22 protein-coding genes are annotated in these 25,164 nt (G+C 73.9%); 11 read left to right on the top strand and 11 right to left on the bottom strand.

Annotated elements, in window-relative coordinates:
• Nucleotides 1-14: 14 nt before the first annotated feature.
• The 5 genes from ACZ67M_RS37590 to hflX all read left to right on the top strand — a co-directional run bounded on the left by ACZ67M_RS37590 (nucleotide 15) and on the right by hflX (nucleotide 7,826).
• Nucleotides 15-1,343: a cytochrome P450 family protein gene (locus ACZ67M_RS37590; RefSeq protein ID WP_467322850.1), complete on the top strand. Its 1,329-nt coding sequence runs from the start codon at nucleotides 15-17 to the stop codon at nucleotides 1,341-1,343.
• Complete coding sequence (locus tag ACZ67M_RS37585; protein WP_469854338.1) at nucleotides 1,331-2,632, top strand: activator-dependent family glycosyltransferase; 1,302 nt, start codon at nucleotides 1,331-1,333, stop codon at nucleotides 2,630-2,632. The genes ACZ67M_RS37590 and ACZ67M_RS37585 overlap by 13 nt, the downstream gene beginning before the upstream one ends.
• Nucleotides 2,629-3,372, top strand: a complete 744-nt coding sequence (locus ACZ67M_RS37580) for a class I SAM-dependent methyltransferase (RefSeq protein WP_361362410.1) — start codon at nucleotides 2,629-2,631, stop codon at nucleotides 3,370-3,372. The genes ACZ67M_RS37585 and ACZ67M_RS37580 overlap by 4 nt, the downstream gene beginning before the upstream one ends.
• A 408-nt stretch (nucleotides 3,373-3,780) precedes the next feature.
• Complete coding sequence (locus ACZ67M_RS37575) at nucleotides 3,781-6,330, top strand: glycoside hydrolase family 3 protein (RefSeq protein WP_392103205.1); 2,550 nt, start codon at nucleotides 3,781-3,783, stop codon at nucleotides 6,328-6,330.
• A gap of 128 nt (nucleotides 6,331-6,458) precedes the next feature.
• Nucleotides 6,459-7,826 (top strand): GTPase HflX, encoded by a 1,368-nt coding sequence (gene hflX / locus ACZ67M_RS37570; RefSeq protein ID WP_361362445.1) that lies wholly within the window; start codon nucleotides 6,459-6,461, stop codon nucleotides 7,824-7,826.
• Between the two features lie 97 nt (nucleotides 7,827-7,923).
• On the opposite strand, the gene ACZ67M_RS37565 is transcribed toward hflX, so the two are convergent.
• Complete coding sequence (locus tag ACZ67M_RS37565; protein WP_469854337.1) at nucleotides 7,924-9,111, bottom strand: prephenate dehydrogenase; 1,188 nt, start codon at nucleotides 9,109-9,111, stop codon at nucleotides 7,924-7,926.
• Nucleotides 9,112-9,254: 143 nt separating this feature from the next.
• The gene (gene rfbH, locus ACZ67M_RS37560) at nucleotides 9,255-10,553 is read right to left on the bottom strand and encodes a lipopolysaccharide biosynthesis protein RfbH (protein ID WP_361362402.1); all 1,299 of its coding nucleotides are present in this window, start codon (nucleotides 10,551-10,553) and stop codon (nucleotides 9,255-9,257) included.
• 210 nt (nucleotides 10,554-10,763) lie between these two features.
• Here rfbH and ACZ67M_RS37555 point away from each other — a divergent pair, with 210 nt between their 5' ends.
• From ACZ67M_RS37555 to ACZ67M_RS37545, 3 genes are all read left to right on the top strand, one after another.
• Nucleotides 10,764-10,946, top strand: coding sequence for a DUF5302 domain-containing protein (locus ACZ67M_RS37555; protein ID WP_064732257.1), 183 nt, complete (start codon nucleotides 10,764-10,766; stop codon nucleotides 10,944-10,946).
• Nucleotides 10,947-11,248: 302 nt separating this feature from the next.
• Nucleotides 11,249-12,166, top strand: a complete 918-nt coding sequence (gene mca / locus ACZ67M_RS37550; protein WP_392103202.1) for a mycothiol conjugate amidase Mca — start codon at nucleotides 11,249-11,251, stop codon at nucleotides 12,164-12,166.
• 82 nt (nucleotides 12,167-12,248) lie between these two features.
• The gene (locus ACZ67M_RS37545; protein WP_361362394.1) at nucleotides 12,249-12,713 is read left to right on the top strand and encodes a nuclear transport factor 2 family protein; all 465 of its coding nucleotides are present in this window, start codon (nucleotides 12,249-12,251) and stop codon (nucleotides 12,711-12,713) included.
• A gap of 441 nt (nucleotides 12,714-13,154) precedes the next feature.
• Here the strand turns inward: ACZ67M_RS37545 and ACZ67M_RS37540 are convergent, their stop codons facing one another.
• Nucleotides 13,155-13,640: a hypothetical protein gene (locus ACZ67M_RS37540; protein ID WP_385797546.1), complete on the bottom strand. Its 486-nt coding sequence runs from the start codon at nucleotides 13,638-13,640 to the stop codon at nucleotides 13,155-13,157.
• Between the two features lie 94 nt (nucleotides 13,641-13,734).
• Nucleotides 13,735-15,087, bottom strand: coding sequence for a lysine N(6)-hydroxylase/L-ornithine N(5)-oxygenase family protein (locus ACZ67M_RS37535; RefSeq protein ID WP_361362388.1), 1,353 nt, complete (start codon nucleotides 15,085-15,087; stop codon nucleotides 13,735-13,737).
• Nucleotides 15,088-15,385: 298 nt separating this feature from the next.
• Here ACZ67M_RS37535 and ACZ67M_RS37530 point away from each other — a divergent pair, with 298 nt between their 5' ends.
• The gene (locus ACZ67M_RS37530; protein ID WP_361362386.1) at nucleotides 15,386-16,030 is read left to right on the top strand and encodes an FMN-binding negative transcriptional regulator; all 645 of its coding nucleotides are present in this window, start codon (nucleotides 15,386-15,388) and stop codon (nucleotides 16,028-16,030) included.
• Nucleotides 16,031-16,051: 21 nt separating this feature from the next.
• On the opposite strand, the gene ACZ67M_RS37525 is transcribed toward ACZ67M_RS37530, so the two are convergent.
• The 7 genes from ACZ67M_RS37525 to ACZ67M_RS37495 form a co-directional block, all read right to left on the bottom strand.
• Complete coding sequence (locus ACZ67M_RS37525; protein ID WP_450736637.1) at nucleotides 16,052-16,852, bottom strand: LmbU family transcriptional regulator; 801 nt, start codon at nucleotides 16,850-16,852, stop codon at nucleotides 16,052-16,054.
• A 132-nt stretch (nucleotides 16,853-16,984) separates the two neighbouring features.
• Nucleotides 16,985-18,205, bottom strand: coding sequence for an acetylornithine transaminase (locus tag ACZ67M_RS37520; RefSeq protein WP_392239622.1), 1,221 nt, complete (start codon nucleotides 18,203-18,205; stop codon nucleotides 16,985-16,987).
• Nucleotides 18,202-19,167 (bottom strand): acetylglutamate kinase, encoded by a 966-nt coding sequence (argB, locus tag ACZ67M_RS37515; RefSeq protein WP_469854336.1) that lies wholly within the window; start codon nucleotides 19,165-19,167, stop codon nucleotides 18,202-18,204. Before argB ends, ACZ67M_RS37520 begins: the two co-directional genes overlap by 4 nt.
• The gene (gene argJ, locus ACZ67M_RS37510) at nucleotides 19,164-20,315 is read right to left on the bottom strand and encodes a bifunctional glutamate N-acetyltransferase/amino-acid acetyltransferase ArgJ (protein ID WP_469854335.1); all 1,152 of its coding nucleotides are present in this window, start codon (nucleotides 20,313-20,315) and stop codon (nucleotides 19,164-19,166) included. Before argJ ends, argB begins: the two co-directional genes overlap by 4 nt.
• A complete protein-coding gene (argC, locus tag ACZ67M_RS37505; protein ID WP_469854334.1) occupies nucleotides 20,312-21,340 on the bottom strand; it encodes an N-acetyl-gamma-glutamyl-phosphate reductase in 1,029 nt (342 codons plus the stop codon). The genes argJ and argC overlap by 4 nt, the downstream gene beginning before the upstream one ends.
• A gap of 59 nt (nucleotides 21,341-21,399) precedes the next feature.
• A complete protein-coding gene (locus ACZ67M_RS37500) occupies nucleotides 21,400-22,677 on the bottom strand; it encodes a serine hydrolase domain-containing protein (protein WP_469854333.1) in 1,278 nt (425 codons plus the stop codon).
• 186 nt (nucleotides 22,678-22,863) lie between these two features.
• Nucleotides 22,864-23,610, bottom strand: coding sequence for a thioesterase II family protein (locus ACZ67M_RS37495; protein WP_469854332.1), 747 nt, complete (start codon nucleotides 23,608-23,610; stop codon nucleotides 22,864-22,866).
• 544 nt (nucleotides 23,611-24,154) lie between these two features.
• Here ACZ67M_RS37495 and ACZ67M_RS37490 point away from each other — a divergent pair.
• Complete coding sequence (locus tag ACZ67M_RS37490) at nucleotides 24,155-24,370, top strand: MbtH family protein (RefSeq protein ID WP_361362364.1); 216 nt, start codon at nucleotides 24,155-24,157, stop codon at nucleotides 24,368-24,370.
• Between the two features lie 80 nt (nucleotides 24,371-24,450).
• The gene (locus ACZ67M_RS37485) at nucleotides 24,451-25,152 is read left to right on the top strand and encodes an LmbU family transcriptional regulator (protein WP_469854331.1); all 702 of its coding nucleotides are present in this window, start codon (nucleotides 24,451-24,453) and stop codon (nucleotides 25,150-25,152) included.
• Nucleotides 25,153-25,164: the final 12 nt, after the last annotated feature.

Genomic DNA, 25,164 nt, shown 5'->3' with positions numbered 1-25,164 from the left:
ATGAGGAGCCGCACATGACCGCCGAGCCACTGTCCGCCGAGCCCCTGCCCGCGGACCGGACCCGCACCGACCCGTCGCCCGCCGGGCCGGCACCCGCGAAGCGGCTGACCGCCGTGCCGCCCGTCGAGCCCGCCCCCACCACCCGCCCGCGCGCCGGCCTCGCCGAGGCGCTCGTCGCACGGCGCAACCAGCTCACCCGCGCCGCCCAGTGGTTCGCCGGCACCGAGGGCGACCCGTACGGGCTGCTGCTGCGGGCGGGCGCGGACGACCCGGCGCGCCACGAGGAGCGCGTCCGCGAGCAGGGGCCGCTGTACCGCAGCGCGCCGCTGGACACCTGGGTCACCGCCCACCGCGCCGTCGCCGAACAGGTCCTCACCGACCCGGCCTTCGACGGCACCGGACCCGACGGCACCCCCGACGGGCTGGACGGCCTGCCCCTGCGCAGCGACCTGCTCTCCCTCGACCGCGCCACCGCCGCCCGCCTCGCCCCCCTGACCGCGTTCGGCGGTCCGCTGCTGTGGGCGCGGGAGGAGAACTGCGTCGCGCAGCGCGCCGCCACCTACGCCCGGCGGCTCCTGGAGGGCTGCGGAGAGCACTTCGACCTCGCCGAGGACTTCGCCCGCCGGCTGCCAGGCGCCGTCCTCGCCGAGCAGTTCAGCCTGCCCGACACCGCCCACGAGGAGTTCGCCCGCGTCCTGCCCGACTGCCGGTACGCCCTCGACGGCCTGGTCTGCCCCCAGCCGTACGCCACCGCCCGCGCGACCCGCGCCGCCGAGGCCACCGTCGCCGCCCTGCTCACCCGGCACCTGTCCGAGGCGGGCGGGGCCGGCGAGGACACAGCCCGCGCGGCCGGCGTCCTCGCCGTGAGCGCCGCCGAGACCACCGCCGTCCTCATCGTCGAGACCGTACGGCGCCTGCGCGCCCGCACCGGCGCCTGGGAGCGCCTCACCGCCGACCCCGCGCTCGCCGCGGAAGCCGTACGGGAGACCCTGCGGACGTCCCCGCCGGTCCGCCTGGAGACCAGGACCACCCGCACGGAGACCACCCTCGCCGGGACCGAACTGCCCGCCGGCGCGCGGGTCGCCGTGCTGATGGCCGCGGCCGGCCGCGACCCCGGGGCACCGGCCGGCGCCGCACCCCTGGGCCTCGCCCCGGACCTGCACTTCGCCCTGTCCGCGCCCCTGATCACCTCGATCGCCGGGGCCGCGCTGCGCACGCTGGCCGAGACGCTGCCCCACCTGCGGGAGGCCGGCGAGCCGGTCACCCGCCCGCGGTCGCCCGTCCTGCTCGCCCCCGCCCGTTTCCCGGTCGCCAAGAGGGAGTCGACGCCATGCGCGTCCTGATCACGTGCTTCGCGCACAACACCCACTACCACCCCCTGGTGCCCCTGGCCTGGGCGCTGCGCGCGGCCGGCCACGAGGTCAGGGTGGCCAGCCAGCCCGCCCTCACCGAGGTCGTCAACGGCTCCGGCCTGACCGCCCAGCCCGTCGGCGACCTGGACTCCATCACCGAGCTGATGACGCAGATCGCCGGCGACCCCACCCCGTACCAGCGGGGACTGGACTTCGCCGAGACCCGCCACCTGCCGTTCGGCTGGGAGCACGCCCTCGGCCAGCAGACCATGATGACCGCGATGTCGTTCGCGCCGCTCAACGGCGACACCACCATCGACGACCTGGTGGACGTGGCCCGTTCGTGGCGGCCCGACCTGATCGTCTGGGAGCCCTTCACCTACGCCGGCGCCATCGCCGCGCACGTGACCGGAACCCCGCACGCCCGCGTGCTGTGGGGCCCGGACGTCGTCCTCAACGCCCGCGCGCAGTTCCTCGACCTGATGAGCCGGCAGCCCGCCGAGCGGCGCGAGGACCCGATGGCGGAGTGGCTGACGTGGACGCTGGAGCGGCACGGCGTCACCGCCGACGCCGAGGCCGTCGAACGGATCGTGACCGCCGACTGGACCATCGACCCGGCCCCCGCGAGCCTGCGGCTGCCCGCCGTCGGCGACGTCCTGCCCATGCGCTACGTCCCCTACAACGGCCCCTCCGTCGTCCCCGACTGGCTGAGCACACCGCCCTCCCGGCCCCGGGTCTGCCTCACCCTCGGGGTCTCCGCCCGCGAGACCTTCGGCCGCGACGCCGTCCCCTTCGAGGACCTGCTGCACGCCCTCGGCGACGTCGACGCCGAGATCGTCGCGACCCTCGACGCCGCCCAGCTCGCCGACCGCGACGCGCTGCCCGAGAACATCCGCGTCGTCGACTTCGTGCCCCTGGACGCCCTGCTGCCGACCTGCTCGGCCATCGTCCACCACGGCGGCGCCGGCACCCACTCCACCGCCACCCTGCACGGCGTACCGCAGATCATCGTCGGCGCCCTGTGGGACGCCCCGCTCAAGGCCCTGCTGCACGCCGAGGCCGGCGCGGGCATCGACCTGCCGCCCGACAAGCTGGACACCGGCACGCTGCGCGCCGCGATCGTCCGGGCCGTCGAGGACCCGGCGCTCGCCGCGGGAGCGCGGAGGCTGCGCGCCCAGGCCCTCGCCGACCCCACTCCGGCCGCCGTCGTGACCCGGCTGGAGCAGCTCACGGCCGCCCGATCCCGCCCCACCCCCCGACGCCGAGGAGAGTCCCAGTGACCACCACCGACGCCCGTCCCGCCGACGGCTACACGGGCGCCATCGCCCGGGTCTACGACCTGGTGCACCAGGGCAAGGGCAAGGACTACGCCGGAGAGGCCGCCGACCTGGCCGCTCTGGTCACCGCCCGGGTCCCCGGTGCCCGCAGCCTCCTGGACGTGGCCTGCGGGACCGGTCTGCACCTGTCCCACCTGGCCGCCCGCTTCGAGCGTGTCGAGGGCCTGGAACTCTCCCCGGACATGCTCGCCGCGGCCCGGCACCGCAACCCCGCCACCACCGTCCACCACGGCGACATGCGCGACTTCGCCCTGGGCACCACGTACTCCGCCGTCACCTGCATGTTCAGCTCGATCGGCCACATGACCGACCAGGCCGAACTCGACGCCGCCCTGGCAACCTTCGCCGCCCACACCGAGTCCGGCGGTGTCGTCGTGGTCGAACCCTGGTGGTTCCCCGAGACGTTCACCCCCGGCTACGTCGGCGCCGCCGTGGTGGAGGCCGAGGGCAAGACGATCTCCCGGGTCTCCCACTCCCGGCTGGAGGACGGTGCCACCCGCATCGACGTGCACTACCTCGTGGCCGAACCCGGGGAGGGCGTCGAGCACCTGTCGGAGAGCCACCGCATCACCCTCTTCCCGCGCTCCGCCTACGAGCTGGCCTTCGAACGCGCCGGACTGGCCGTCGAGTTCCTTCCCGGCGGACCCTCCGGCCGCGGCCTGTTCACCGGCCTGCGCCCCTGAGGCCGGCGCCGTACGACGCGGCGAGCGCGCCGGTCCGCGCAGGACATCCACCGGAGAACCGCTCGACACCCGCTCGAAGTCCGCTGGAGGCCGGCCGCCGCGCCGGCGCCCCGCGGCGGACGCCGGGGCACGCCCGGCCGTACCCCGCGGTGCCGGTCCGAGGCCCCACGGCCCGGACAGCGCACGGAATCCGCAGCTCCGGCCGTCCTCCCACCCCCGTACGTCCGCCCTCGCGGCGGCCGTGACGACCCTCCCGTGCCCCCGGCCGGCCAATTGCCCGCGCGGAAAAGGGAAGTTACGTTCCCCCGCAGGAGAGCAGGGCCGAGTTCGCGGGGCGGAGGGGACGACATGACATCCCGTCAGCGACAACCGGCCCACCCGGGCCATCCGACAACCTACGGAGACCTCATGCTCTTCCGCCGCGGGTCAGGGGAGCCAAGACCCCGCCTCCACCCCCGTACCGGCACCGGCGTCCGCGCCCGGCGCGACCTGGTCCGCCGCCCCGCCCGACTGCTGGCCGCCGCGGTCGCCCTCGGGTGCGCGAGCGGCCTGCTCACCCCGGCCACGGCGACCCCGGCGTCCGCCCCCTCCGCCACGCCGGGGGCGAGCGCCCGCGTCCAGTCCCTGGTCGCCCGGATGACCCTGGACGAGAAGCTGTCGTTCGTGCACTGGACCGCCGGCCCCGAAGGCGGACCGCTCGCCCGCGGCGTCGGCCACCTGCCCGGCGTCCCGCGCCTCGGCATACCCCAGCTCCAGGTCTCCGACGGCCCGACCGGGATACGCCTCAACGGCACCCGCGCCACCACGCTGCCCACCCCGACCGCGCTCGCCGCCACCTTCGACGACTCCCTCGCGCGGGAGTACGGCAAGGTGCTGGGGCACGAGGGCCGCGCCCTCGGCCAGGACGTGGTGCTCGCCCCCATGGTCAACACGATCCGAGTGCCGCACGGCGGACGGAACTTCGAGACGTTCAGCGAGGATCCGCTGGTCACCTCCCGCACCGCCGCCGCCGAGATCCAGGGAATCCAGAGCCAGGGCCTGATGGCCACCGTCAAGCACTTCGCGGGCAACAACCAGGAGACCGACCGCTTCACCATCGACGCGGCCATCGACGAGCAGACCCTCCACGAGGTCGAACTCCCCGCCTTCCAGGCCGCCGTCGACGCCGGCGCCGCCGCCGTGATGTGCTCCTACAACCAGGTCAACGGCGCCCACTCCTGCGGCAACGACGGACTGCTGCGGTCGGTGCTGCGCGACCAGTGGGACTTCAAGGGCTGGGTCATGTCCGACTGGCTGGCCACCCACGCCACCACCGACCTCACCAAGGGACTCGACCAGGAACTGGGCCTGGAGATGGGCAAGCCCACCGACCCCGTCCCCGACACCAAGTACTTCGGAGCCGCCCTCAAGGCCGCCGTCCAGGACGGCACCGTCCCCGAGGCCGCCCTCGACACCGCGGTCACCCGCATCGTCGGCCGGATGGAACGCTTCGGTCTGCTCGCCGCCACCGCCCCGGCCCGCCCCGCACGCGACACCGCCGCGGGACGCGCCACCGCACGCGAGATCGCCGAGAACGGCGCCGTCCTCCTGCGCAACACCACCACCGCCGACCGCCCCGCCCTGCCGCTGACCGGCACGGCCGGCTCCGACCTCGCCGTCATCGGCGACAGCGCCAAGCGCCCCAAGGTCTCCGGCCTGGGCAGCGCCCACGTCGTCCCGGACGCCGCGGCGGCACCCGTCGACCTGCTGCGCGAGCGCGCGGGCGCCGGTGCGTCCGTCACCTACGAACCCGGCATCGACCGCCTCGGCGCCCCCCTGCCCACCGAGAACCTCAGCCCCGCCTTCACCAACGGCAAGCAGCTCGACGCGGGCGGCGACCGCCAGTTCTACGAAGGCACCCTGACCGTGCCCGCCGACGGCGACTACCGCATCGGCGTCCGGGTCGACGGAGGCATGGCGATCCTCCAGATCGACGGCCAGGCCCCGGTCTACGCCGCCGACTCCTTCAGCGACACCACCAGCGTCCCGATGAGGCTCACCCGCGGCACCCACCGGGTCACCATGAGCGGCTGGGCGTGGCCGGACCGCCCGCTGGAAGTGGACCTGACCTGGGTCACCCCGCAGCAGGCCGCCGCCGACTTCGACCGGGCCGTGGCCGCCGCGGCCGCCGCCGAGACCGCCGTCGTCTTCGCCCAGGACGAGGGCTCCGAGGGCTACGACCGGCCCTCGCTGTCCCTGCCCGACGGCCAGGACCGGCTGATCGCGGCCGTCGCCGAGGCCAACCCCAACACCGTCGTGGTCCTCAACACCGGCTCCTCGGTGCTCATGCCGTGGCTCGACGACACCGCCGCCGTACTCCAGATGTGGTACCCCGGCCAGGAGGGCGCCCAGGCCACCGCCGCCCTGCTGTACGGGGACGCCAACCCCGGCGGGAAGCTCACCCAGACCTTCCCCGCGGCCGAGGACGCCCACCCCATGGCGGGACACCCCGAGCGTTTCCCCGGCGTGAACGGCGAGCAGGAGTACAGCGAAGGCGTGCACGTGGGCCACCGCTGGTACGACCAGCAGGGCGTGCGGCCGCTCTTCGCGTTCGGCCACGGCCTGTCGTACACCTCGTTCGCCTACCGGGACCTGGCCGTCGAACGCACCGCCACCGGTGCCGCGGTGCGCGTCACCGTGCGCAACACCGGTGCCCGCACCGGCAAGGAGGTCGTCCAGGTCTACCTCGGCCCGAGCGCGGAGACCGGCGTACCGCAGCCGGTCAGGAAGCTCGCCGGATACACCAAGGTGACGCTCGCGCCGGGGCAGGAGAAGCGCGTCACCGTCCCGGTCGGCGCCCGCGCCCTCCAGTACTGGGACACCGCCCGAGACGCCTGGCAGCCGGCCCCCGGTGCCCGGGACGTCCAGGTCGGTTCCTCGTCGGCCGACATACGGCTCACCGGACGTCTCGCACGCTGAGCCCGCCACCGGGCCCGCGGGACCACCGGCCCCGCGGGCCCCGACCCCCCACCGCTCCCGAACCGCGGGAAACCGAAAGGAACACGTTGACGAACCACACGAACGAAACGCCCCGGACCCGGAACGTCATCGGCACCGCCGACGCCATCGACGCCACCGAGGACACCGGCCTGCGACACGTGAGCGGCCTGTCCACCGACCTCAGGGACGTCGTCGAGGTCGAGCAGCGCGAGGTCCGCCTGGAACGGGTCGTGCTCGCCGGTGTCTGGACCTCCGGCACGGTCGCCGAGGCCGAGAGTTCGCTCGCGGAGCTGGCGGCCCTCGCCGAGACCGCCGGAGCCCTCGTCCTCGACGGGGTCGTCCAGCGCCGGGACAAGCCGGACCCGGCCACCTACATCGGCTCCGGCAAGGCGGCCGAACTGCGCGACCTGGTGGAGCAGACCGGCGCCGACACCGTCGTGTGCGACGGCGAGCTGAGCCCGGCCCAGCTGGTGCGGCTGGAGGAGGTCGTGAAGGTCAAGGTGGTCGACCGCACCGCCCTGATCCTCGACATCTTCGCCCAGCGCGCCACCTCCAGCGAGGGCAAGGCCCAGGTCGCCCTCGCGCAGATGCAGTACATGCTGCCGAGGCTGCGCGGCTGGGGCGCGTCGCTGTCCCGGCAGATGGGCGGAGGCGGCAGCGGGGGCGGCGGCATGGCCACCCGCGGCCCCGGCGAGACCAAGATCGAGACGGACCGGCGCCGGCTGCGCGACAAGATGGCCAAGATGCGCCGGGACATCGAGGACATGAAGACCTCCCGGGACCTCAAGCGGCAGGAACGGCGCCGGAACAAGGTGCCCTCCGTGGCCCTCGCCGGCTACACCAACGCCGGCAAGTCCTCCCTGCTCAACCGGCTCACCGGGGCCGGCGTGCACGTGCAGAACGCGCTCTTCGCCACCCTGGACCCGACCGTGCGCCGCACCGAGACGCCCGGCGGACGCGCCTACACCCTGGCCGACACCGTCGGCTTCGTGCGCCACCTGCCCCACCAGCTGGTCGACGCCTTCCGCTCCACCCTGGAGGAGGTCGCCGAGGCGGACCTGATCCTCCACGTCGTGGACGGCTCGCACCCCGACCCCGAGGCACAGATCGAGGCGGTCCGCGCCGTCGTCGGCGAGGTCGGCGGGGCGGGCGTGCCGGAGGTCGTCGTCATCAACAAGGCCGACGTCGCCGACCCGGAGACCCTGGACCGCCTGCTCGCCGCCGAGCCCGGCGCGATCACCGTCTCGGCCCGCTCCGGCGACGGCATCGACGCCCTGCGCGCCCGGATCGAGCGGGAACTCCCGCACCCCGACACCGAGATCGAGGTCCTGGTCCCCTACACGGCCGGCCACCTGGTCGCCCGTATCCACTCCTCGGGCGAGGTCCTCGCCGAGACCCACGAGGAGGACGGCACCCGCATCAAGGCCAACGTGGAGGCCCCCCTGGCCGCCGAACTGGCCGACTACGCCGTCTGACCGGCGGCCCCGGGAACGCCGGCGGCCCCCTCCCGTCCGAGACCGGAGGGGGCCGCCTCGCGCACGCTCAAGGCTGTGCGCCTCCGGTCGGCAATCTTCACTTCCGTGCCGGTACCAGGGGCTCCCGGAATCCCCGGTGCGGCTCACCCGTCCGGCGGGGCGGAGCGACCGCCCTCTGCCGGCGGGCGCCGGAGGCCGGGTCGATCGAGTCGGCGTCCCAGCCGCCCTGCTCCAGTTCCAGGACGATCCGGCCGGCCCGCACCGCCGGCACCGCGAACCTCATGGAGAGGGTGCCTTCCTCCGGGGAGAGCCGCGGCACCACGTCCTCCGGCTCCACCCGGAGCGCTCTGAGGGCGTCCAGCAGACGGACCAACTGGCCCGCGCGGTCCGCGACCAGGACCTCCACCTGAGTCTCCCGGTCCGCGGAGCGCCGTCCCTGGATCGCCGCCAGTCCGGCGGCACCGTCGTCCAGCAGGTCCACAACCGGCTTCAGGGTCCGGCTCCGCATGTCCCGGGGCGCGTCGGAGAGGTCGTCGAGCGTGCCCAGCACGGTCGTCAGGTCGTCCCTCAACTCGCGGAGCACCCCGGCCACGGCCGGCGCGTTGGCCTGAAGGATGTCGCTCCACAGCTCTGGATCCCTGACGGCCATCCGCGTGATGTCGTGCAGCCCCTGCCCCGCGAGCCGGATCTCGTCCTGCGAGCCGAGCCGAAGTCGCGCGGCCATGAGGCTGGCCAGCAGATGGGGAGCGTGCGACGTCAACGCCACGGCGTCGTCGTGCGCGCGACTGTCCATGATCACCGGGACCGCGCCGCACAGCGCGATCATTTCGAAGACCCGGTTCACCGCGTCCCGGGACGTCGTCGGCGAAGGGGTCAGGACCCAGGCCCGGTCCTCGAACAGTCCGGCGTGCGCCGCCAGCGGGCCGCTGTGCTCACGGCCGGCCAGAGGATGACCGCCGACGTAGTGCGACGGGTCGGGCAGGGACGTGAGCATCTCCCGCGTCAGCTGCGCCTTCACGCTGGCCACGTCGGTGTAGCTCCGGGCCAGGCCCCGTGCCTGCGTCCGCCCGAGCACCTCGCCGACGGCGCCCGGTGGTACCGCGATCACCGCCAGGTCGGCCGGCTCGTCCGGGGCGCCCACCAGGCCCGCGCCCAGCGCGGCGGCCGTGCGGGCGGCCACTTCGTCCTGGTCGAGCAAGTGCACCGTGACGCCGTGCCGGCTGACGGCCAGACCGATGGACGTGCCGATCAGGCCGGTGCCGACGACGGCCACCGTTCGTAGCATCGTTACCCCCTCAGCCTCTGGGCGGCCACCGGCCACCGCAGGTCTCCTCTGGTCGACGCCACGGTCGGCCGCGGCCCTGGAACGGCACCCGGCCGCGGCCGGGTCAGCGGGCGGACTCCGTCCGCGGCGGAGGGCGCCGCTCGTCAGCCGCGGGCGGTGAACTCCCGCACGGAGGCGATCACGTAGTCCAGCATCTCCTCCGTCAGTCCGGGATACACCCCGATCCAGAACGTCTGGTCCGTGATCAGGTCGCTGTTGACCAGGGGCTCGGCGATCCGGTGCGGGCGGTCGGCGTAGGCGGGGTGGCGGGTGAGGTTGCCCGCGAAGAAGCGCCGGGTGTGGATCCGGCGGGACTCCAGGAAGTCGACCAGCGCGGCCCGGCTGTACGAGGCGTCCGGCGAGACGGTGATCAGGAAGCCGAACCAGCTCGGGTCGCTGTCCGGGGTGGCCTCCGGCAGCAGCAGGCCCGGCAGCCCCTCCAGACCCTCCCGCAGGTGCCGCCAGTTGCGGCGGCGGGCCGCGCCGAACTCGTCGATCCGGCTCAACTGACTGAGCCCCAGGGACGCTTGGAGGTCCGTCGCCTTCAGGTTGTAGCCGACGTGGGAGAAGATGTACTTGTGGTCGTAGCCGTGCGGCAGCTTGCCCATCTGCTGGTCGAAGCGCTTCATGCACCGGTTGTCCTCACCCGGCTCGCACCAGCAGTCCCGGCCCCAGTCCCGGAAGGACTCCACGATGCGGGCCAGGGCCAGGTTGCCGGTCAGCACACAGCCGCCCTCGCCCATCGCGATGTGGTGCGCCGGGTAGAAGCTCGTCGTGGACAGGTCGCCGAAGGAACCGGTGCGCCGGCCCCGGTAGGTGGAGTCCACCCCGTCGCAGTTGTCCTCGACGAAGAACAGGCCGCGATCCTCGGCGAGTTGAGCGATCTCCTCGGCCTGGAAGGGGTTGCCGAGCGAGTGCGCGATCATGATCGCCCGGGTCCGGGGACCGATGGCGGCGGCGATCCGCTCCGGCGTGGTGTTGTAGGTGCCCAGCTCGACGTCGACGAAGACCGGCACCAGCCCGTTGTGCAGGATCGGGCTGACCGTGGTGGGGAACCCGGCGGCCACCGTCACGACCTCGTCGCCGGGCTTGAGCCGCTGCTCCTCCAACTGCGGTGAGGTCAGGGAGCTGAGCGCCAGCAGGTTCGCCGACGACCCCGAGTTCGTCAGGTGCGCCTTGCGGGTGCCGATGAACCGGGCGAACTCGCGCTCGAAGCGCCGGGAGGAGGTCCCGGCCGCGATCCGCATATCCAGCGCGGCCGACACCAGCGCCAGCCGGTCCTCGGCGCTCAGCACCGCCCCGGAGACCTGCACGGGGCTGACACCGGGCACGAACGGCCCCGGAGCCTGCTCCCGGTGGTACTCACGGACGAGTTCCTCGATCCGGTCTTTGGTCTCGCCCATGCCCGTTCCTTCCAGATGGCACCGATGACGGAATTTTGAGCGTAGAACCGCGGCCGCATGGGATCGCCTGAGTACCGGTCGAATATCACCGGTCCCCGACTCCTTTCCCGAAGGCTGGCGTAATTGCGTCGCCGGGCGTCCGCGGCCCCTCCCGTCCCGCCGCGACGACTGTCACAGTGAATCAGCTCGACAACTCGCATGGAGGTACGCATGACCGAACAGCCGGAGCAGAACGCCACCGAGACCGAGGCCCGCCGCAAGTTCCGTCAGGCCCTGGAGCGGAAGGCCAACAACGCCCGATCCCAGCGTGCGCACCTGGAAAGCCGCCTGAAGATCAAGGGCAGCGGAGCCGTCAACAACGGCACCCGGCAATTCCGCCGCAAGTCCGGCTGACTTTCCCGGCGCGGCCGCAGGGCCGCGGCACCTCTCCCCACGAGAGGTGCCGCGGCCCTTTTTGGCGCCGCACCTCCGCGCGATTCTGGAGTATCCCTTGAGAAGGGTCGGAGAACGGCTCGAAAACCGTCCTCCACAGGCATGAGATCCGGCCGAGTCCGCGTGTTCAAGAGGCCCTTCCCGGCGCGTTCGGCGGATTTTCCGGCCGCCCGCCGCCCTGTGGCGGACCTCGACCGGTTCTCAAGTCGCCGTCCATAGGGTCTCGTGCGGCAACGACCACAACCCGAGGGAAAGGAGGCTCCATGACCGGTACGACACGGCTCAGGCTGATGGCGGTCCACGCCCACCCGTCCGACGAATCCGGGAAAGGCGCGGCGTCCCTGGCGAAATACGCCGCGGAGGGCGCCGAAGTACTCGTGGTCACCTGTACCGGAGGGGAACGGGGCACCGTTCTCAATCCGGCGCACCCACTCCCCGCGTGCCCGGCCGACCTGGGCGCGACCCGCGCCCGCGAGACGGCACGCGCCAGCCGCATCCTCGGCGTGGCCCAGTGCTGGCTCGGATATCCGGACTCCGGCGTCGCCGGACCCGGCGAACCCCTGCCCGCGGACGGCTTCGCCAGCGCCGGCCTCACGGCGGCGACCGACCGCCTCGTGCGGCTGATCCGGCGCTTCCGCCCGCACGTCGTCACCACCCACGAAGGGGAGGGCGTCCGCCCGCACCCCGACCACCTCATGGCCCACCGCGTCACGGCGGCGGCGTTCACCGCCGCCGGCGACCGCGCGGCCCACCCGGGCGCCGGACCGCCCTGGCAGCCGCTCAAGCTGTACTACAGCCACGCCTCCCACCCGGCCCGGAGCACCGCGCTCCACCTGGCCCTGCGGCGGCGCGGCGCCACCCTGCCGTACACGCCGCCGCCCGGCGAGCCGGCCCACCAGCCGCACCTGACGACCCGGGTGCCGTGCGCCGAGTACTTCCCCCGCCGCGACCGTGCTCTCCTCGCCCACGCCTCGCAGGTCGACCCGTACGGCCCCTGGTTCGCCGTGCCGACCACCGTGCAGCAGGAGGTCTGGCCCACCGAGGACTACACGCTGGCACGCTCCCTGGTGCCGGCCGAGCTGCCGGAACACGACCTGTTCGCCGGCATTACCACGACGGGGCACACCCCCGCCCCCGCCGCCCCGGCCCGGCACCGGGAGACCGCCCTCACGACGCCGTGACGACCGGCACCCCGCCCGCCACCGAGGGCAGGAGCGCCTGACCCCGCGTCCCCCAACCCCGAGGGGAACGGAGGCCGATACCATGACCGCCGAGCTGACGGGCACCGCCGAACCACCCTCCGGCAGCCTGGAGTTCGCCGCCCTCTACGCCGAGGCGCAGCACTTCTACGCGCACCAGATGCGGATCCTGGACGCGCACGACACCGAGAGCTGGGCGGACACCTTCACCGAGGACGCCGTCCTGGAGCTCCCGACCATGCCCGAGCCGGCCCGCGCCCACGCCGCACTCACCCACTACGTGCGCGCGGGCGCCGCCCGGCGGCGGCGGGCCGGCGGCCGGCTCGACCACTGGGTGGGCATGCTCGACGTCCGCCCCCGGGCGGACGGGTCGCTCAGCACCCGCTGCTCCGCCCTCGTGTACGCCACCCCCAGCGGCGGCGGCCCCAAGGTCCTGTACGTGTGCGTCATGGAGGACGTCCTCGTGCGCACCCGCGGCGGCACCTGGCGCGCCGCCCACCGCCGGGTCGTCCGCGACGACCTGGCCTGAGCCCCTTTGGCGCACGTGGACCGAGGCGGGCGTCAGGACCGTGTCAGGGCTGTGTGGCGGGTCCCGTGCATGCTGGGGCGGGGCCGCGTGGCCCTCCACCGCACCTGTTCCACGACACCCGGGAAGCACCTGCACCGAGAAGGCCCAGACGCCGAGGAGGCAGTCATGCCGGACCCCGACCCGGTACCGCACCCGCACCGCGCGGAGATCGCCTCCCGGGCCTGGGCCGAGGCGCTGGCGATGGCCGGCGCCGGCCCGGACCCCGCCCGCGGCCCGGGAGAAATCGTGGCCGCCGCGCTCCAGGCGCACCGCGGGATGACGCGGGAACTGGGACACCTCCCGGTCCCCGCCCTCGGACCGGACGGCGGTGTGCCCGGGCTCGCCGCCTTCCTCGCGGTCTACGCCGCCCGCCCGGCACGGTGCGACGACCGGACGCGGGAATCACCGCCGCCCCCCGAACGAGGCCAGGACGTCGTCGAGTTCACGGCTGTGGACGGTGACCGACTCGGCGGTGACCGCCGCCGCGTCGAGTACCGCGAGCACGGACCGCAGGGTGTCGACCCCGCTGTCGCCGGCCATTTCGAGGGTGAGGGTCGGGGAGTGGCTCCGCACGTCGCCCAGGCCGGGGCCTGACCCGGCGCCGAAGGCGGCGCCGGCCCGGTCGAGCGCGAACGTGTCGGCGAACCGCAGCCGGATGAGACCCGGGGGCGGCGCGGCCGGCCGCTCACCGGCCCCGAAGGTCCGCCCGCCGCGACCGTCGGCGTCGGCCAGGGCGCGCAGCAGGACGAGTCGGGCCTCCGGCGAGAGGCAGCCGACGAGACGGCGGGCGAGTCCTTGGGCCTCGTCCCCGCCCCTGCGGGCCGCGACGGTCAGCTCGCGCCCCCAGACCGCCGGCGTCGATGTGCCGGGATGGCGGCTGTCCGCCACGGGTTGAGCCCGGGGCTCTCGTGTCACGGGCACTGCCCTCGCCTTCGCTCGATGGTCGTCTTCGGCCCGGAGGCCGCCCCCTGGGTGTGCCCTCTCAGGCGACCGGCGGTGCCACCTCCACGGGACGGTCGCGCTCCAGCTCCCGCTCGGTGCGCCGCAGCACGATCGAGTCGGCGATCTCACCGCTGCGGATCGCGATGTTCGACAGCAGGGACGACGACAGACCGTGGCTGTGCTCGGTGCCGCCCTGGAGGTAGACCCCGCAGGTCAGGTCCGCGGCCGGGACGAGGCGGTAGTCGCGTTCCAGGCGGTGCCGGCCGGCCGCGTCCCGCTGGAAGTGCCGGTCGAAGTCGCCGAGCAGACCGACCGGGTCCAGGCCGTCGTAGCCGGTGGCGAAGACCAGCGCGTCGACGGACAGGTCCTCCGTCCGGTCGTCGAGCAGTGAACGCAGCACCACCCGGGTCGTGCTCCCGGACCGTTCGACCTCGGCGACCCGGGTCAGGTTGCGGAAGTGCAGCCGCCGGGTGCCGCGCACCTCCTCGTCGTAGGTGCGCTGGTGCAGGTCCCGGATGACGTCGGCGTCGACCACCGAGTAGTTGGTGTTGCGGTGGTAGCGCCAGAAGGCGTCCCGTCCCCGGTCGGTGCCGAAGTAGTAGTCGTCGACGGCGGCGGGGTCGAACACCTGGTTGGCGAACGGGGTGTCGTCGGCGACGGAGTAGCCGTACGACGGGACGATGGCGCAGACCTGGGCGTGCGGCAGCGCGTCGTGCAGGAAGCGGGTGATCTCGGCGGCGCTCTGGCCGGCGCCCACCACCGCCACGCTCTTGAGGTCGTCCGGCGACTGCGCGTTGAACCTGCTGAGGAACTGCGAGCTGTGCCAGACCCGTTCGTCGGCCGTCACGCCGTCCGGCAGCCGCGGCACCAGGCCGGTGGAGATGGCCACGTTGCGCGCGGTGACCACCCGGGTGGCACCGTCGGCGGTGCGTGCCTCGACCTCCAGGAGGTCGGGCGAGAGGCCGTTCCCGTCGGTGCCGGGCCGGATCGCGGTGACCTCGGCGCCGTAGGTGACCCGGTCGGCGAGGCCGGAGGCGGCCCACTCCAGGTACTGGTGGAACTCCTGCCGGGTCGGGAAGAAGTCCTGGTTGTTCACGAACTGCACGAGCCGGTCGGAGGCGTGCAGATACGAGATGAAACTGAAGCGGGACATCGGATTCCTGAAGGTCGCCAGGTCCTTCAGGAACGAGATCTGCATGGTCGTCGACGGCAGCAGCATGTTCCGGTGCCAGCCGAATGTGGGCTGCCGCTCGAAGAAGTGGGACGTGACCGGATGCTGCGGAGCGCTCGCCCCGTGCTCCTCCAATGCGATCGCGAGCGACAGGTTGGACGGGCCGAACCCGATTCCGACCACGTCGAGGATCTCTTCGTTGCGCCTGCCAGTTATGCCCATAGAAATTCTCCCGATTGCGTCTGGAAAACTCGGCCGGTGGCCCGAGAGACCGTCTGCAGTGTTGCCTCGGAAAGCGCTCGAAGGCAACTGGAATGGCACATGAGGGCCGCTGGAGGGCGACTTGAGTCCCTCTGGACCGGCAGAGCGTTGTCCCGTCGACGGGACGGAGCTACGTTCGGCGGGAATTCCCGAAACTCCGCATGGTGCGGCCGATGACGTGGGTGTCCGGAGCAGTGCGATCCGTCATGCCCGAAACCGGAGCCGTGCGTCGAGTCAACTGCCGAAGAGGTGAAACCTCATGTTCGTGCCCAGTTTCTATCGCGAACCCAGCAATTCGTGGATGGTGGACCTGATCCGTGGTAATCCGCTGGCCCTCGCGGTGGCCAACGGACAACCCGACGAGGGGCCGTTCGCCACGCATCTGCCGGTCATCTTCGACCCCGACCACCCCCTCGACCGCGACGACGACCTGACCGGCGCCACCCTGCTGGGACACATGAACCGGGCGAATCCGCACTGGGGCTCGCTGGAGACGGGCGGCGTGCTGCTGCTGACGTTCACCGGCCCGCACTCGTACGTGTCGCCCACCGTGTACGAGGTGACGCCGGCCGCGCCGACCTGGAACTTCACCGCGGTGCACGTCCGGGGCGTGGTGGAGAAGCTCGACTCGACGGACGAGACGCTCGCCGTGGTGCAGTCCACCGTGCGTGCCTTCGAGGGGGAGTTCGGCAACGGCTGGGACATGACGGAGTCGCTCGGCTACTTCCGCAAGATCGCGCCGGGTGTCGGTGCCTTCCGGTTCACGGTCACCGGGGCCGAGGGCATGTTCAAGCTCAGCCAGGAGCAGCCCGGCGAGGTGCGCGAGCGGGTGAGGGAGTCCTTCGGGCAGAGCGGGTGCGTGCACAAGCGCGGGACCGCGGGGCTGATGAGCCGGCTGCCGTGACGTGCCGCGTGCGCCGGTCGGTCAGGCGCTGACGGCCACCGGCCGGGTCCGCCCGACGCGGCCCTCGGGCCGCACCCCGTCCCCGGGGGCGTCCACGGACCCGGCCGGCGGCGTGCCACACCCGGGGCCTGGCGTGTGCGCGGCCCCCTCCGGTCCGGCCGGCGCCTCCAGGGCGCTGGCCGCCGCGGTGTCCAGCGTGGCCGTGACCCACTCCTCGAAGTCGACGCCCGACTGCTCGGCGGCCTTGTGCCACCACTGAAGGCGGCTGCCAGGAACCTCCAGGCGCCGGCTCGGTTCGACGGCGGTGGAGGGCCCCGGCGCGCTCGGGCGCGTGGCGCGGACGGCGCCGCGCAGCTGCTTGGTGGTCCACTGCCGCTCCTCGGCCCGGTCGAGCCAGAGATCCTGCTCCTCGGCCGGCATGGAGGCGAGTTCGGCGTGGTGCTGGAAGCTCAGGTCGGGCCGGCGCCGGCTGAGGTCGAAGCGGCGCGAGACCCACGCGTAGTTGCGCAGCGTCTGGTAGGAGAGGCCGACGGCACGGATCCCACGCTGGTAGCGGTCGGTGTAGTGGTCCTTGCCGTACACCAGCCAGTCGCCGAGCCACCAGGAGGACGAGTCGAGGACGTCGGCGAGCTGGCGGCCGGCCCGCTCCCACTCGTCGTACGCCATCCCGGCCGGCATCCGCAGGCCCACTTTGGTCGTCAGCACCTGACCGCGGCGCGGCGCCGCCCCGGCGGGGCGCGGCTGCCGGGACGGGGGCTGCGGGAGAGCGGTTGCCGGGCCGCCCTGCGACCCCGCGGTCTGTCCGGCCTGACGCGCCATCATGCCTCCATGGGAAGGGTGCACACAACTGGCGAGAAATCTCGCAGGGCTGGCTGGAAGGACGTCGGAGCCGCGCTCGAACGACTGTACGGTGCACCTATTCGGGCCCCGGCTCCGCCCGCTGTCACGGGGACTTCAGGCCGCCCTCCGCCCCTCCTCGAGCACCTCGGCGAGAGCAGCCCCGAAGCCGTCGAGGAAGACCTCCACCTCACGGTCCGAGACGGTCAGCGGCGGAGCGAGCCGGACGACGTCCGCCGCCACCGCGTTCACCAGCAGCCCCCTGTCCTGCGCCGCCCGCTGCACGCGCGCGGCATGGGCGCCGTCGAGCACGACGCCCAGCAGCAGCCCGGCGCCGCGCACCTCGCGCACCAGCGGGTGACCCGGGCCCTCCAGGGCGTGCCGCAGCCGCCGCCCCGCCCGGCGCACGTTGCCGAGGACGCCCGTCCGCTCGATGGTGTCGAGGACGGCGAGGGCGGCCGCGCACACCACGGGATTGCCGCTGAAGGTGGAACCGTGCGTGCCGGGCGTGAGCAGCCCGGCCGCCGGGCCGAAGGCGAGCGTCGCACCGATGGGCAGGCCGCCGCCCAGCCCCTTGGCGAGGGTGACCACGTCGGCCTCGACATCCTCGGCCTGCGCCGCGAACCAGTGGCCGGTGCGCCCGACGCCGGTCTGGATCTCGTCCAGCACCAGGAGCGTTCCCGTCGCCGCCGTGATCTCCCGGGCTGCGCGCAGATACCCGGGCGGCGGCACGATCACGCCGTTCTCGCCCTGAAGCGGCTCCAGCACCAGCAGCGCGGTGCGCGCGGTGACGGCGGTGCGCAGCGCCCCGACGTCGCCGTAGGGCACATGGCTGACGTCGCCCGGCAGCGGCCGGAACGGGTCCTGCTTGGCGGGCTGTCCGGTCAGGGCCAGGGCGCCCATGGTGCGGCCGTGGAAGCCGCCGGCCGCCGCCACCATGTGGGTGCGGCCGGTGAGCCTGCCGATCTTGAAGGCCGCCTCGACGGCCTCGGCACCGGAGTTGGAGAAGTACACCCGGCCGCGGCGCCCGGCGAGCCCCAGCAGCCGCTCGGCCAGGCGCACCGTCGGTTCGGCGACGAACAGGTTCGAGACGTGGCCCAGCGAGGCCGCCTGCTCGGACATGGCCCGCACGACCGCCGGGTGCGCGTGACCGAGCGCGTTGACCGCGATGCCCCCGACGAAGTCGAGGTACTCGTTGCCCTCCGCGTCCCAGACCCGGGTGCCCCGCCCCCGCACCAGAGGCAGCCGGGGAGTGCCGAAGTTGTCCATCATGACGTCCTGCCAGCGCCTGGTCAGCGCCGCGTTGCCCGCCCCGCGGGCCTCCCCGCCGCCGGTCATGCCGTCGCCCCCTCGGCGCCGTCCGCGCCGTCCGGCACGACCACCGTTCCCGCGCCCTCGTCGGTGAAGATCGGCAGCAGTACGGAGTGCTTGACCCGGCCGTCGACGATGCGCGCGGTGCGCACCCCGTTGGTCACGGCGTACAGGCAGCCCTCCATCTTGGGCACCATCCCGGAGGACAGCCGGGGCAGCAGCTCGGTCAGTTCACGCGCGGTCAGGCGGGGGATCACCTCGTCGGCGTGCGGCCAGTTCGCGTACAGGCCCGCGACGTCCGTGAGGATCAGCAGCGCCTCCGCGCCGAGCGCGGCGGCCAGGGCCGCGGCTGCGGTGTCGGCGTTGACGTTGAACACCCCGCCCCCGGCGGCGTCCTTGTCGTCCAGCGGCCGGGCGATGGAGGAGATGACGGGGATGCGCCCGTCTGCGACGAGGGCGCGCACGGCCCCGGTGTCGACGTGGACGACCTCGCCGACGCGGCCGATGTCCACCGGCTTCCCGCCGGCACTCGCGTAGCGCTTGACGGCCGTCATCAGGCGGGCGTCCTCACCCGTCATGCCCACCGCGTGCGGACCGTGCTCGTTGAGCAGCCCGACCAGCTCGCGCTGCACCTGGCCCGCCAGGACCATCCGTACGACGTCCATGGTCTCGTCGGTGGTGACCCGCAGGCCGCCCTCGAACCGGGACTCCAGGCCGAGCCGGCGCAGCTGCGAGCTGATCTGCGGTCCGCCGCCGTGCACCACGACCGGGTGCAGGCCCGCGTGCCTGAGGAACAGGACGTCCTTGGCGAAGGCCGCCTTCAACCCGTCGTCGACCATGGCGTTGCCGCCGAACTTGATCACGACGGTCTTGCCGCGGTGGCGCGCCAGCCAGGGCAGCGCCTCGACCAGAGCACGGGCCTTGGGCAGGGCCGCGGGCCCGCCGGAGCGGTCGGCGCCGGACGGCCGGGGGGAATCGGAAGCGCTCATGAGGAGTACTCGCTGTTCTCGTGGACGTAGTCGGCGGTGAGGTCGTTGGTCCGGATGACGGCGGAGTCCTTGCCGGCGGCGAGGTCCACGGTGATGCGGACCGCACGGCCGGTCATGTCGACCAGCGCGCGGTCCTCGCCGACGCCCCCGTCCCTGCACACCCACACGTCGTTGATCGCGACGCTCAGCCGGTCCGGCTCGAAGGCGGCGGAGGTGGTGCCGACGGCGGACAGCACCCGGCCCCAGTTGGGGTCCTCGCCGTGCACGGCGCACTTGAGGAGGTTGTTGCGCGCGACGGAGCGGCCCACCTCGACGGCGTCGTCCTCGTCCGCGGCGCCCACGACCTCGACGTGGATCTCCTTGCTCGCCCCCTCGGCGTCCGCGACGAGCTGCGCGGCCAGGTCGGCGCAGACGTCCCGCACCGCCTCGGCGAAGCAGGCGGGGTCCGGGGCGGTCCCGGCGGCGCCGGACGCCAGCAGCAGCACGGTGTCGTTGGTGGACATGCAGCCGTCGGAGTCGACCCGGTCGAAGGTGAGCCGGGTGGCCTCGCGCAGCGCCCGGTCCAGGGCCGCGGCGTCCACGTCGGCGTCCGTGGTGAGCACCGCGAGCATGGTGGCGAGGCCGGGGGCGAGCATCCCGGCGCCCTTGGCCATGCCGCCCACGGTCCAGCCGTCCCGGGTGACGGACGCCGTCTTGGGCACGGTGTCCGTGGTCATGACGGCACGCGCCGCGTCCTGGCCGCCGTCCGCCGACAGCCGGGCCACGGCCTCGTCGACGCCGGGCAGCAGCCGGTCCATGGGCAGCGGCACGCCGATGAGCCCGGTGGAGCAGACCGCCACGTCGGCGCCGTCCACGCCGAGGCGGCCGGCGGCGCGTTCGGCGGTGGCGAGGGTGTCCTGGTAGCCCCGCGGCCCCGTACAGGCGTTGGCACCACCGGAGTTGAGGACGACCGCGCGCAGCGCACCGTCGGCGAGGACCTCGCGGGTCAACCGGACCGGGGCGGCCTGCACGCGGTTGGACGTGAACACGCCCGCGGCGGCGCGGCGCGGCCCGTCGTTGACGACGAGGGCCACGTCCCGGTCCCCGCTGCTCTTGATGCCCGCGGCGACGCCCGCCGCCCGGAAGCCGCGTGCCGCGGTGACGCTCACGGTGCGACTCCGATCGTGGAGAGCCCCAGATGTTCGGGCAGGCCGAGCGCGAGGTTCATGCACTGCACGGCCGCGCCCGCGGTGCCCTTGGTGAGGTTGTCGATGGCGCTGATCGCGATGATCCGTCCGGCCGCCGGGTCGAGGGCCACCTGGACCTGCGCGGCGTTCGATCCGTACACGGCCGCCGTGCTCGGCCACTGCCCCTCGGGCAGCAGCCGGACGAACGGCTCGTCGCCCAGGGCCTTCTCGTAGCCGGCGCGTACGTCGTCGGATCCGACACCGGGCAGCGCCGGAGCCGAGCAGGTGGCGAGGATGCCGCGGGGCATGGGGGCCAGGGTCGGGGTGAAGGAGACGGAGACCGGGCGGCCGGCCACCCCGCCGAGGTACTGCGCCATCTCCGGCGTGTGCCGGTGGCCGCCGCCGACGCCGTAGGGCCGCATGGAGCCCATGACCTCGCTGCCGAGCAGGTCCGCCTTCGGTGCCCGGCCGGCGCCGGACGTGCCGGACGCCGCGACGACCACCGCCTCGGGCCCGGCGAGCCCGCCGGCGTACGCGGGAAACAGGGCCAGCAGGACCGCGGTCGGGTAGCAGCCCGGCACCGCGATCCGCCGCGCTCCGGCCAACGTGACGCGGACGCCTGGCAGTTCGGGCAGTCCGTAGGGCCAGCTGCCCGCGTGCGGCGTGCCGTAGAACGCCTCCCAGACCGCCGCGTCCGCCAGCCGGAAGTCCGCGCCGCAGTCGACGACGAGGGTGTCGTCCCCCAGCCGCTCGGCGACGGCCGCCGAGTGGCCGTGCGGCAGGGCCAGGAAGACGACGTCGTGCCCGGCGAGGGCCTCGGCCGTGGTGGGCAGCACCTCCCGTTCCGCCAGCGGCGCCAGGTGCGGCTGGAGCGCCCCGAGCCGCAGGCCCGCGCTGGACTGGCCGGTCAGCGCACCGATCTCCACGCCGGGGTGGGCCAGCAGCAGGCGCAGAAGCTCGCCTCCCGCGTAGCCGCTGGCCCCGGCGACGGCTGCTCGCACGGTCATAAACCCTCCTGGGGGACAGGCATGTCGTTCTCACACGTCGTGGGGGTGCCGTCGCGGCGTCAGCCGGACGTCGGCTCGCAGAACTCGGCGTTCAGCGTGGGCAGGAGCTGGGAGACCTCCCAGTCGCCGTTGTAGTTGAACGTGAACTGGTGGCCGCCGTCCTCGGTGGTGGCGGCGAACGTGAGGGAGCCGACCGTGCCGCCGTCGTGGTACCAGAGGGACTTGCCGCAGCTCATCTCCAGCCGCTCGATGCCCAGCCCGTACGACGAGATCGGCAGGTCGGGGTTGACGACCGTCGTCTTCAGCTCCGCGAGCTGGCGGGGCGGCAGCAGCGTGCCGCGCATCAGCGCGCGGTAGAAGCGGTTGAGGTCGCCCGCGCTGGAGATGATGTCGCCGTCGCCCCAGACCTGGGACCCGTCGAACGCGGTGACGTCGTCGATCCGGTCCGGCAGGGTGTCGAAGAAGAGCTTCGAGTACCCGCGGCCGCTCGGCCGGGGCGGCACGGTGCTCGCGCCGGGGTGGGACGTGGCCTCGAGACCCAGGGGCCGGACGATGCGCCTGCGCACCTCCCGCTCGTACGATCCGCCGCCGACCCTCTCGACGATCAGCGCGGCCAGGAGGTCGTTGGTGTGCGAGAAGGCGTGCCGGGCACCGGCCTGGAACAGCGGCGGGTGGGAGAAGGCCACCGCCAGGCGGTCCCCGGGGGTCAGGGTGTCGTAGCGGTGCCGCAGGAAGCCGTCGCCCAGCACGTACTTCTGGTAGTAGGACGGCTCGGAGAGGTAGTCGAACAGGCCGCTGGTGTGGTTCAGGAGCTGCCGCACGGTGACCGTCCGGCCGTCGTTGCCGTTGCCCGTGACCACGCCGGGCAGGTGCCGCTCGACCGTGTCGTCCAGGGAGAGCTTCCCCTCCGCCGTCATCTGCAACAGGACTGTCGCCACGAAGGTGTTGGTGATGCTGCCGACGCGGAACCGGTCGGCAGCGCCGCGCGCCTTCCCCGTGCGCAGGTCGCCGACGCCCACTCCCGTGCGCCAGACCCCGTCGGCGTCCCGCGCCTCGGCGGCGACGCCGGGGACGCCGGCCCGGACGGCCGCCTCGATCGCCTGCCGGGTCGCCTCGTGGCCGGCCGCGGGGGCGGCCGCGGGGGCGGCCGGCCCGCGTGCCGCACCGGCGGGGCCCGCCTCGATCGCCTGCCGGGTCGCCTCGTGGCCGGCCGCGGGGGCGGCCGCGGGGGCGGCCGGCCCGCGTGCCGCACCGGCGGGGCCCGTCAGGGCCGTGGCCGTGATCACGACGGCCGCCAGGGCGACCAGGGCGGCTCTCGGTCTCACTCGTCTCGTCATTTCGTGCTCCCCGTTGGTGTGTGCTCCGTGGTGGGCCGGTGCCGTGCCGGCGGTACGCCGGCGGCACCGGAGCCAACCCGTGTGTCGGGCGTGGGTGGACGTGCTCGGGCAGTGCGGGGCGCCGCCGTACGGCAGGCCCGCTCGGTGCGGGTGCGGGTGGTCCCCGGGGGCCACCCGTCCGAGAGGTCAGGCGGGCCGCGCCGCGCCCGCCGCGTCGAGGGCCGCGGACGCGTCCCGTTCGATCTGCCGCAGCAGCGGCCCGGGGTCGTGCTGGAAGTGGAAGTGACCGCCGTCGAAGACCCGCAGGCCCAGGAAGCGGCGGGAGTGCCGCGCCCAGCCGGTCATCCGCGGCGGCGGCGCCGAGTGGTCCTCGCGGCCCGCGTACGCCGACAGCGCCACGGGCAGCGGGGCGGCACCGGGCACCGGCCGCCAGGTGTCCACCAGGCGCAGGTCGCCGCGGATGATCGGGTCGAACAGGGCCCACAGCTCGGCGTCGCCGAAGATCTCGTCGGGCGTGCCGCCGAGCTGCCGCAGCCGGGCGCGCAGCTCGGCCTGGGACGGCTCGCGGTAGGTTTCGGCCGGCCGTGCCTCCTCCGGCGCGGTACGTGCCGAGATCCCGAGCCACACCGGCGGCGGCAGGCCCCGGTCGACGATCCGCCGGGTCATCTCGTACGTCACCAGGGCGCCCATGCTGTGCCCGAACAGGGCGTAGGGGCCGTCCAGATGGGGCTCGATGCCCCGCAGCAGGTGGTCGGCGAGCCGGCCGGCGTCCGGGATCCGCGGCTGGTCGAGCAGCAGGCCGTGACCCGGTGCGTCGAGCAGGCGCACGTCCCAGGAGTCCGGGAGCGCGGCGGGCCAGGTGCGGTACAGCAGGTGCGAACCCCCGGCGTGGTGCATGACGAACAGGCGCAGGGCCGGTCGGGTGCTGTCCATCGCTCTCCCTCGGATCGGGCCGCGCGTCCTCGCGCCACGGGGGGCGGGGGAGCGGCCGGCGGGGCACGGGTCCGCGGACGCCGCCCCGTCCAGCGGATGTCGAGCCCGTCTCGAAGGCCCGGCGCGACAATGGGACGGAGGCCGCGCTCCTCCGCTCGGACCGCTGTGGACGGTACACGGACCGGCCGTCCGCCCGCGAGGGGTGCTCGACGCTCTCCCGCCGGATGCGCGGCGGGTGCGGGCGACCGGCCCGCATGCTGGCACAGCGGCCCGGCGAAGTACAGGAGATCCGGGCCGCCGCGGACCGGTCCGGTCGGGCGGTCCGCCGACGGGCCCGCCGCCCTTGAAGCACCGACCGCCGATTCCTACGGTGACGTGGCAACGCCGGGGGCCGCCCCGATGCCGGATGTCCCGTCGACCGGACAGCCGAATGTCCCGTCGACCGGACGCGCCTACCGGTGGCCCTCCCGCCCGGTGCCCTTCCGCACCGGCCCGGCGACATCCCATCCCGAGTCACCCCTGACGGTTAAAGGACGGTGCCCAGGTGAGCACGAACCCCTTCGACGACGAGAACGGCCGCTTCCGCGTAGTCGTCAACGACGAGGACCAGCACTCTCTGTGGCCGGCCTTCGCCGAGGTCCCCGCCGGCTGGCGGGTGGTCTTCGGCGAGGCGGCCAGGTCCGAGTGCCTGGAGTACGTCGAGCGGCACTGGACCGACCTGCGGCCCCGGAGCCTGCGGGAGGCCATGGCGGCCAACTGAGCGCCGCGCGGCGCCAGGCGGACGTTCCAGGCAAGCACTCTGAGTGGGGAGATGAAGTTGTGAGGGGCGCTGTGAGAACCGTGAGCGCGCGGCCTGCGGCAGGCGCCGGTGAGCCCGCGCAGCGCGATGTGGTCCTGTCCTTCGTGGGGTCCCAGACCACGGTGCGCAAGTCGGGAATGGTCTTCCCGGAGAACCTGCCGGAGCGGTCCTGGGAGCGCATCGGCAGCAATCTGCGCGAGCTGGTGAACTCCTCGGCGTGGTGGCTCGCCGACTGGCTGATCTACGGGGAGAGCACATACGGCTGGCGGCGCTACAAGGAGGCGATCGAGCGCACCGGGCTCGACTACCAGACCCTGCGCAACTACGCGTGGGTGGCCCGGCGGTTCGAGCACCACCGCAGGCGCGACGCCCTCAGCTTCGCCCACCACGCCGAGGTGACCCGCCTGTCGCCGCCGGAGCAGGACTACTGGCTGCGCAAGGCCGAACAGCAGAAGTGGTCGCGCAACGAGCTGCGCCGGGCGGTCCGCGCGAGCCTGGCCGTGCAGAGCGGCGCGGCCGAGGCCCCCGCGTGCGGCGAGGAGCAGCAGGAGGTGACCCGGCTCCCCGAGCCGGCGGCCGACAAGCGCCGCCAGAAGGTCACCACGCTCACCATCGAGCTGTCCGCCGACCAGTTGGACCACTGCGCGAAGGCGGCCGCCGCACACGGCCTGCCCGTCGACGAGTGGGTGGCCCGGACGCTGGAGAGCGCCGTCGCCCCCACCACCGAACGGCGCACCGCCTGACGGTGCCCCGCC

Source organism: Streptomyces sp. NPDC107500 (assembly GCF_055582785.1).
This window is presented reverse-complemented; position numbering and strand designations above follow the sequence as displayed.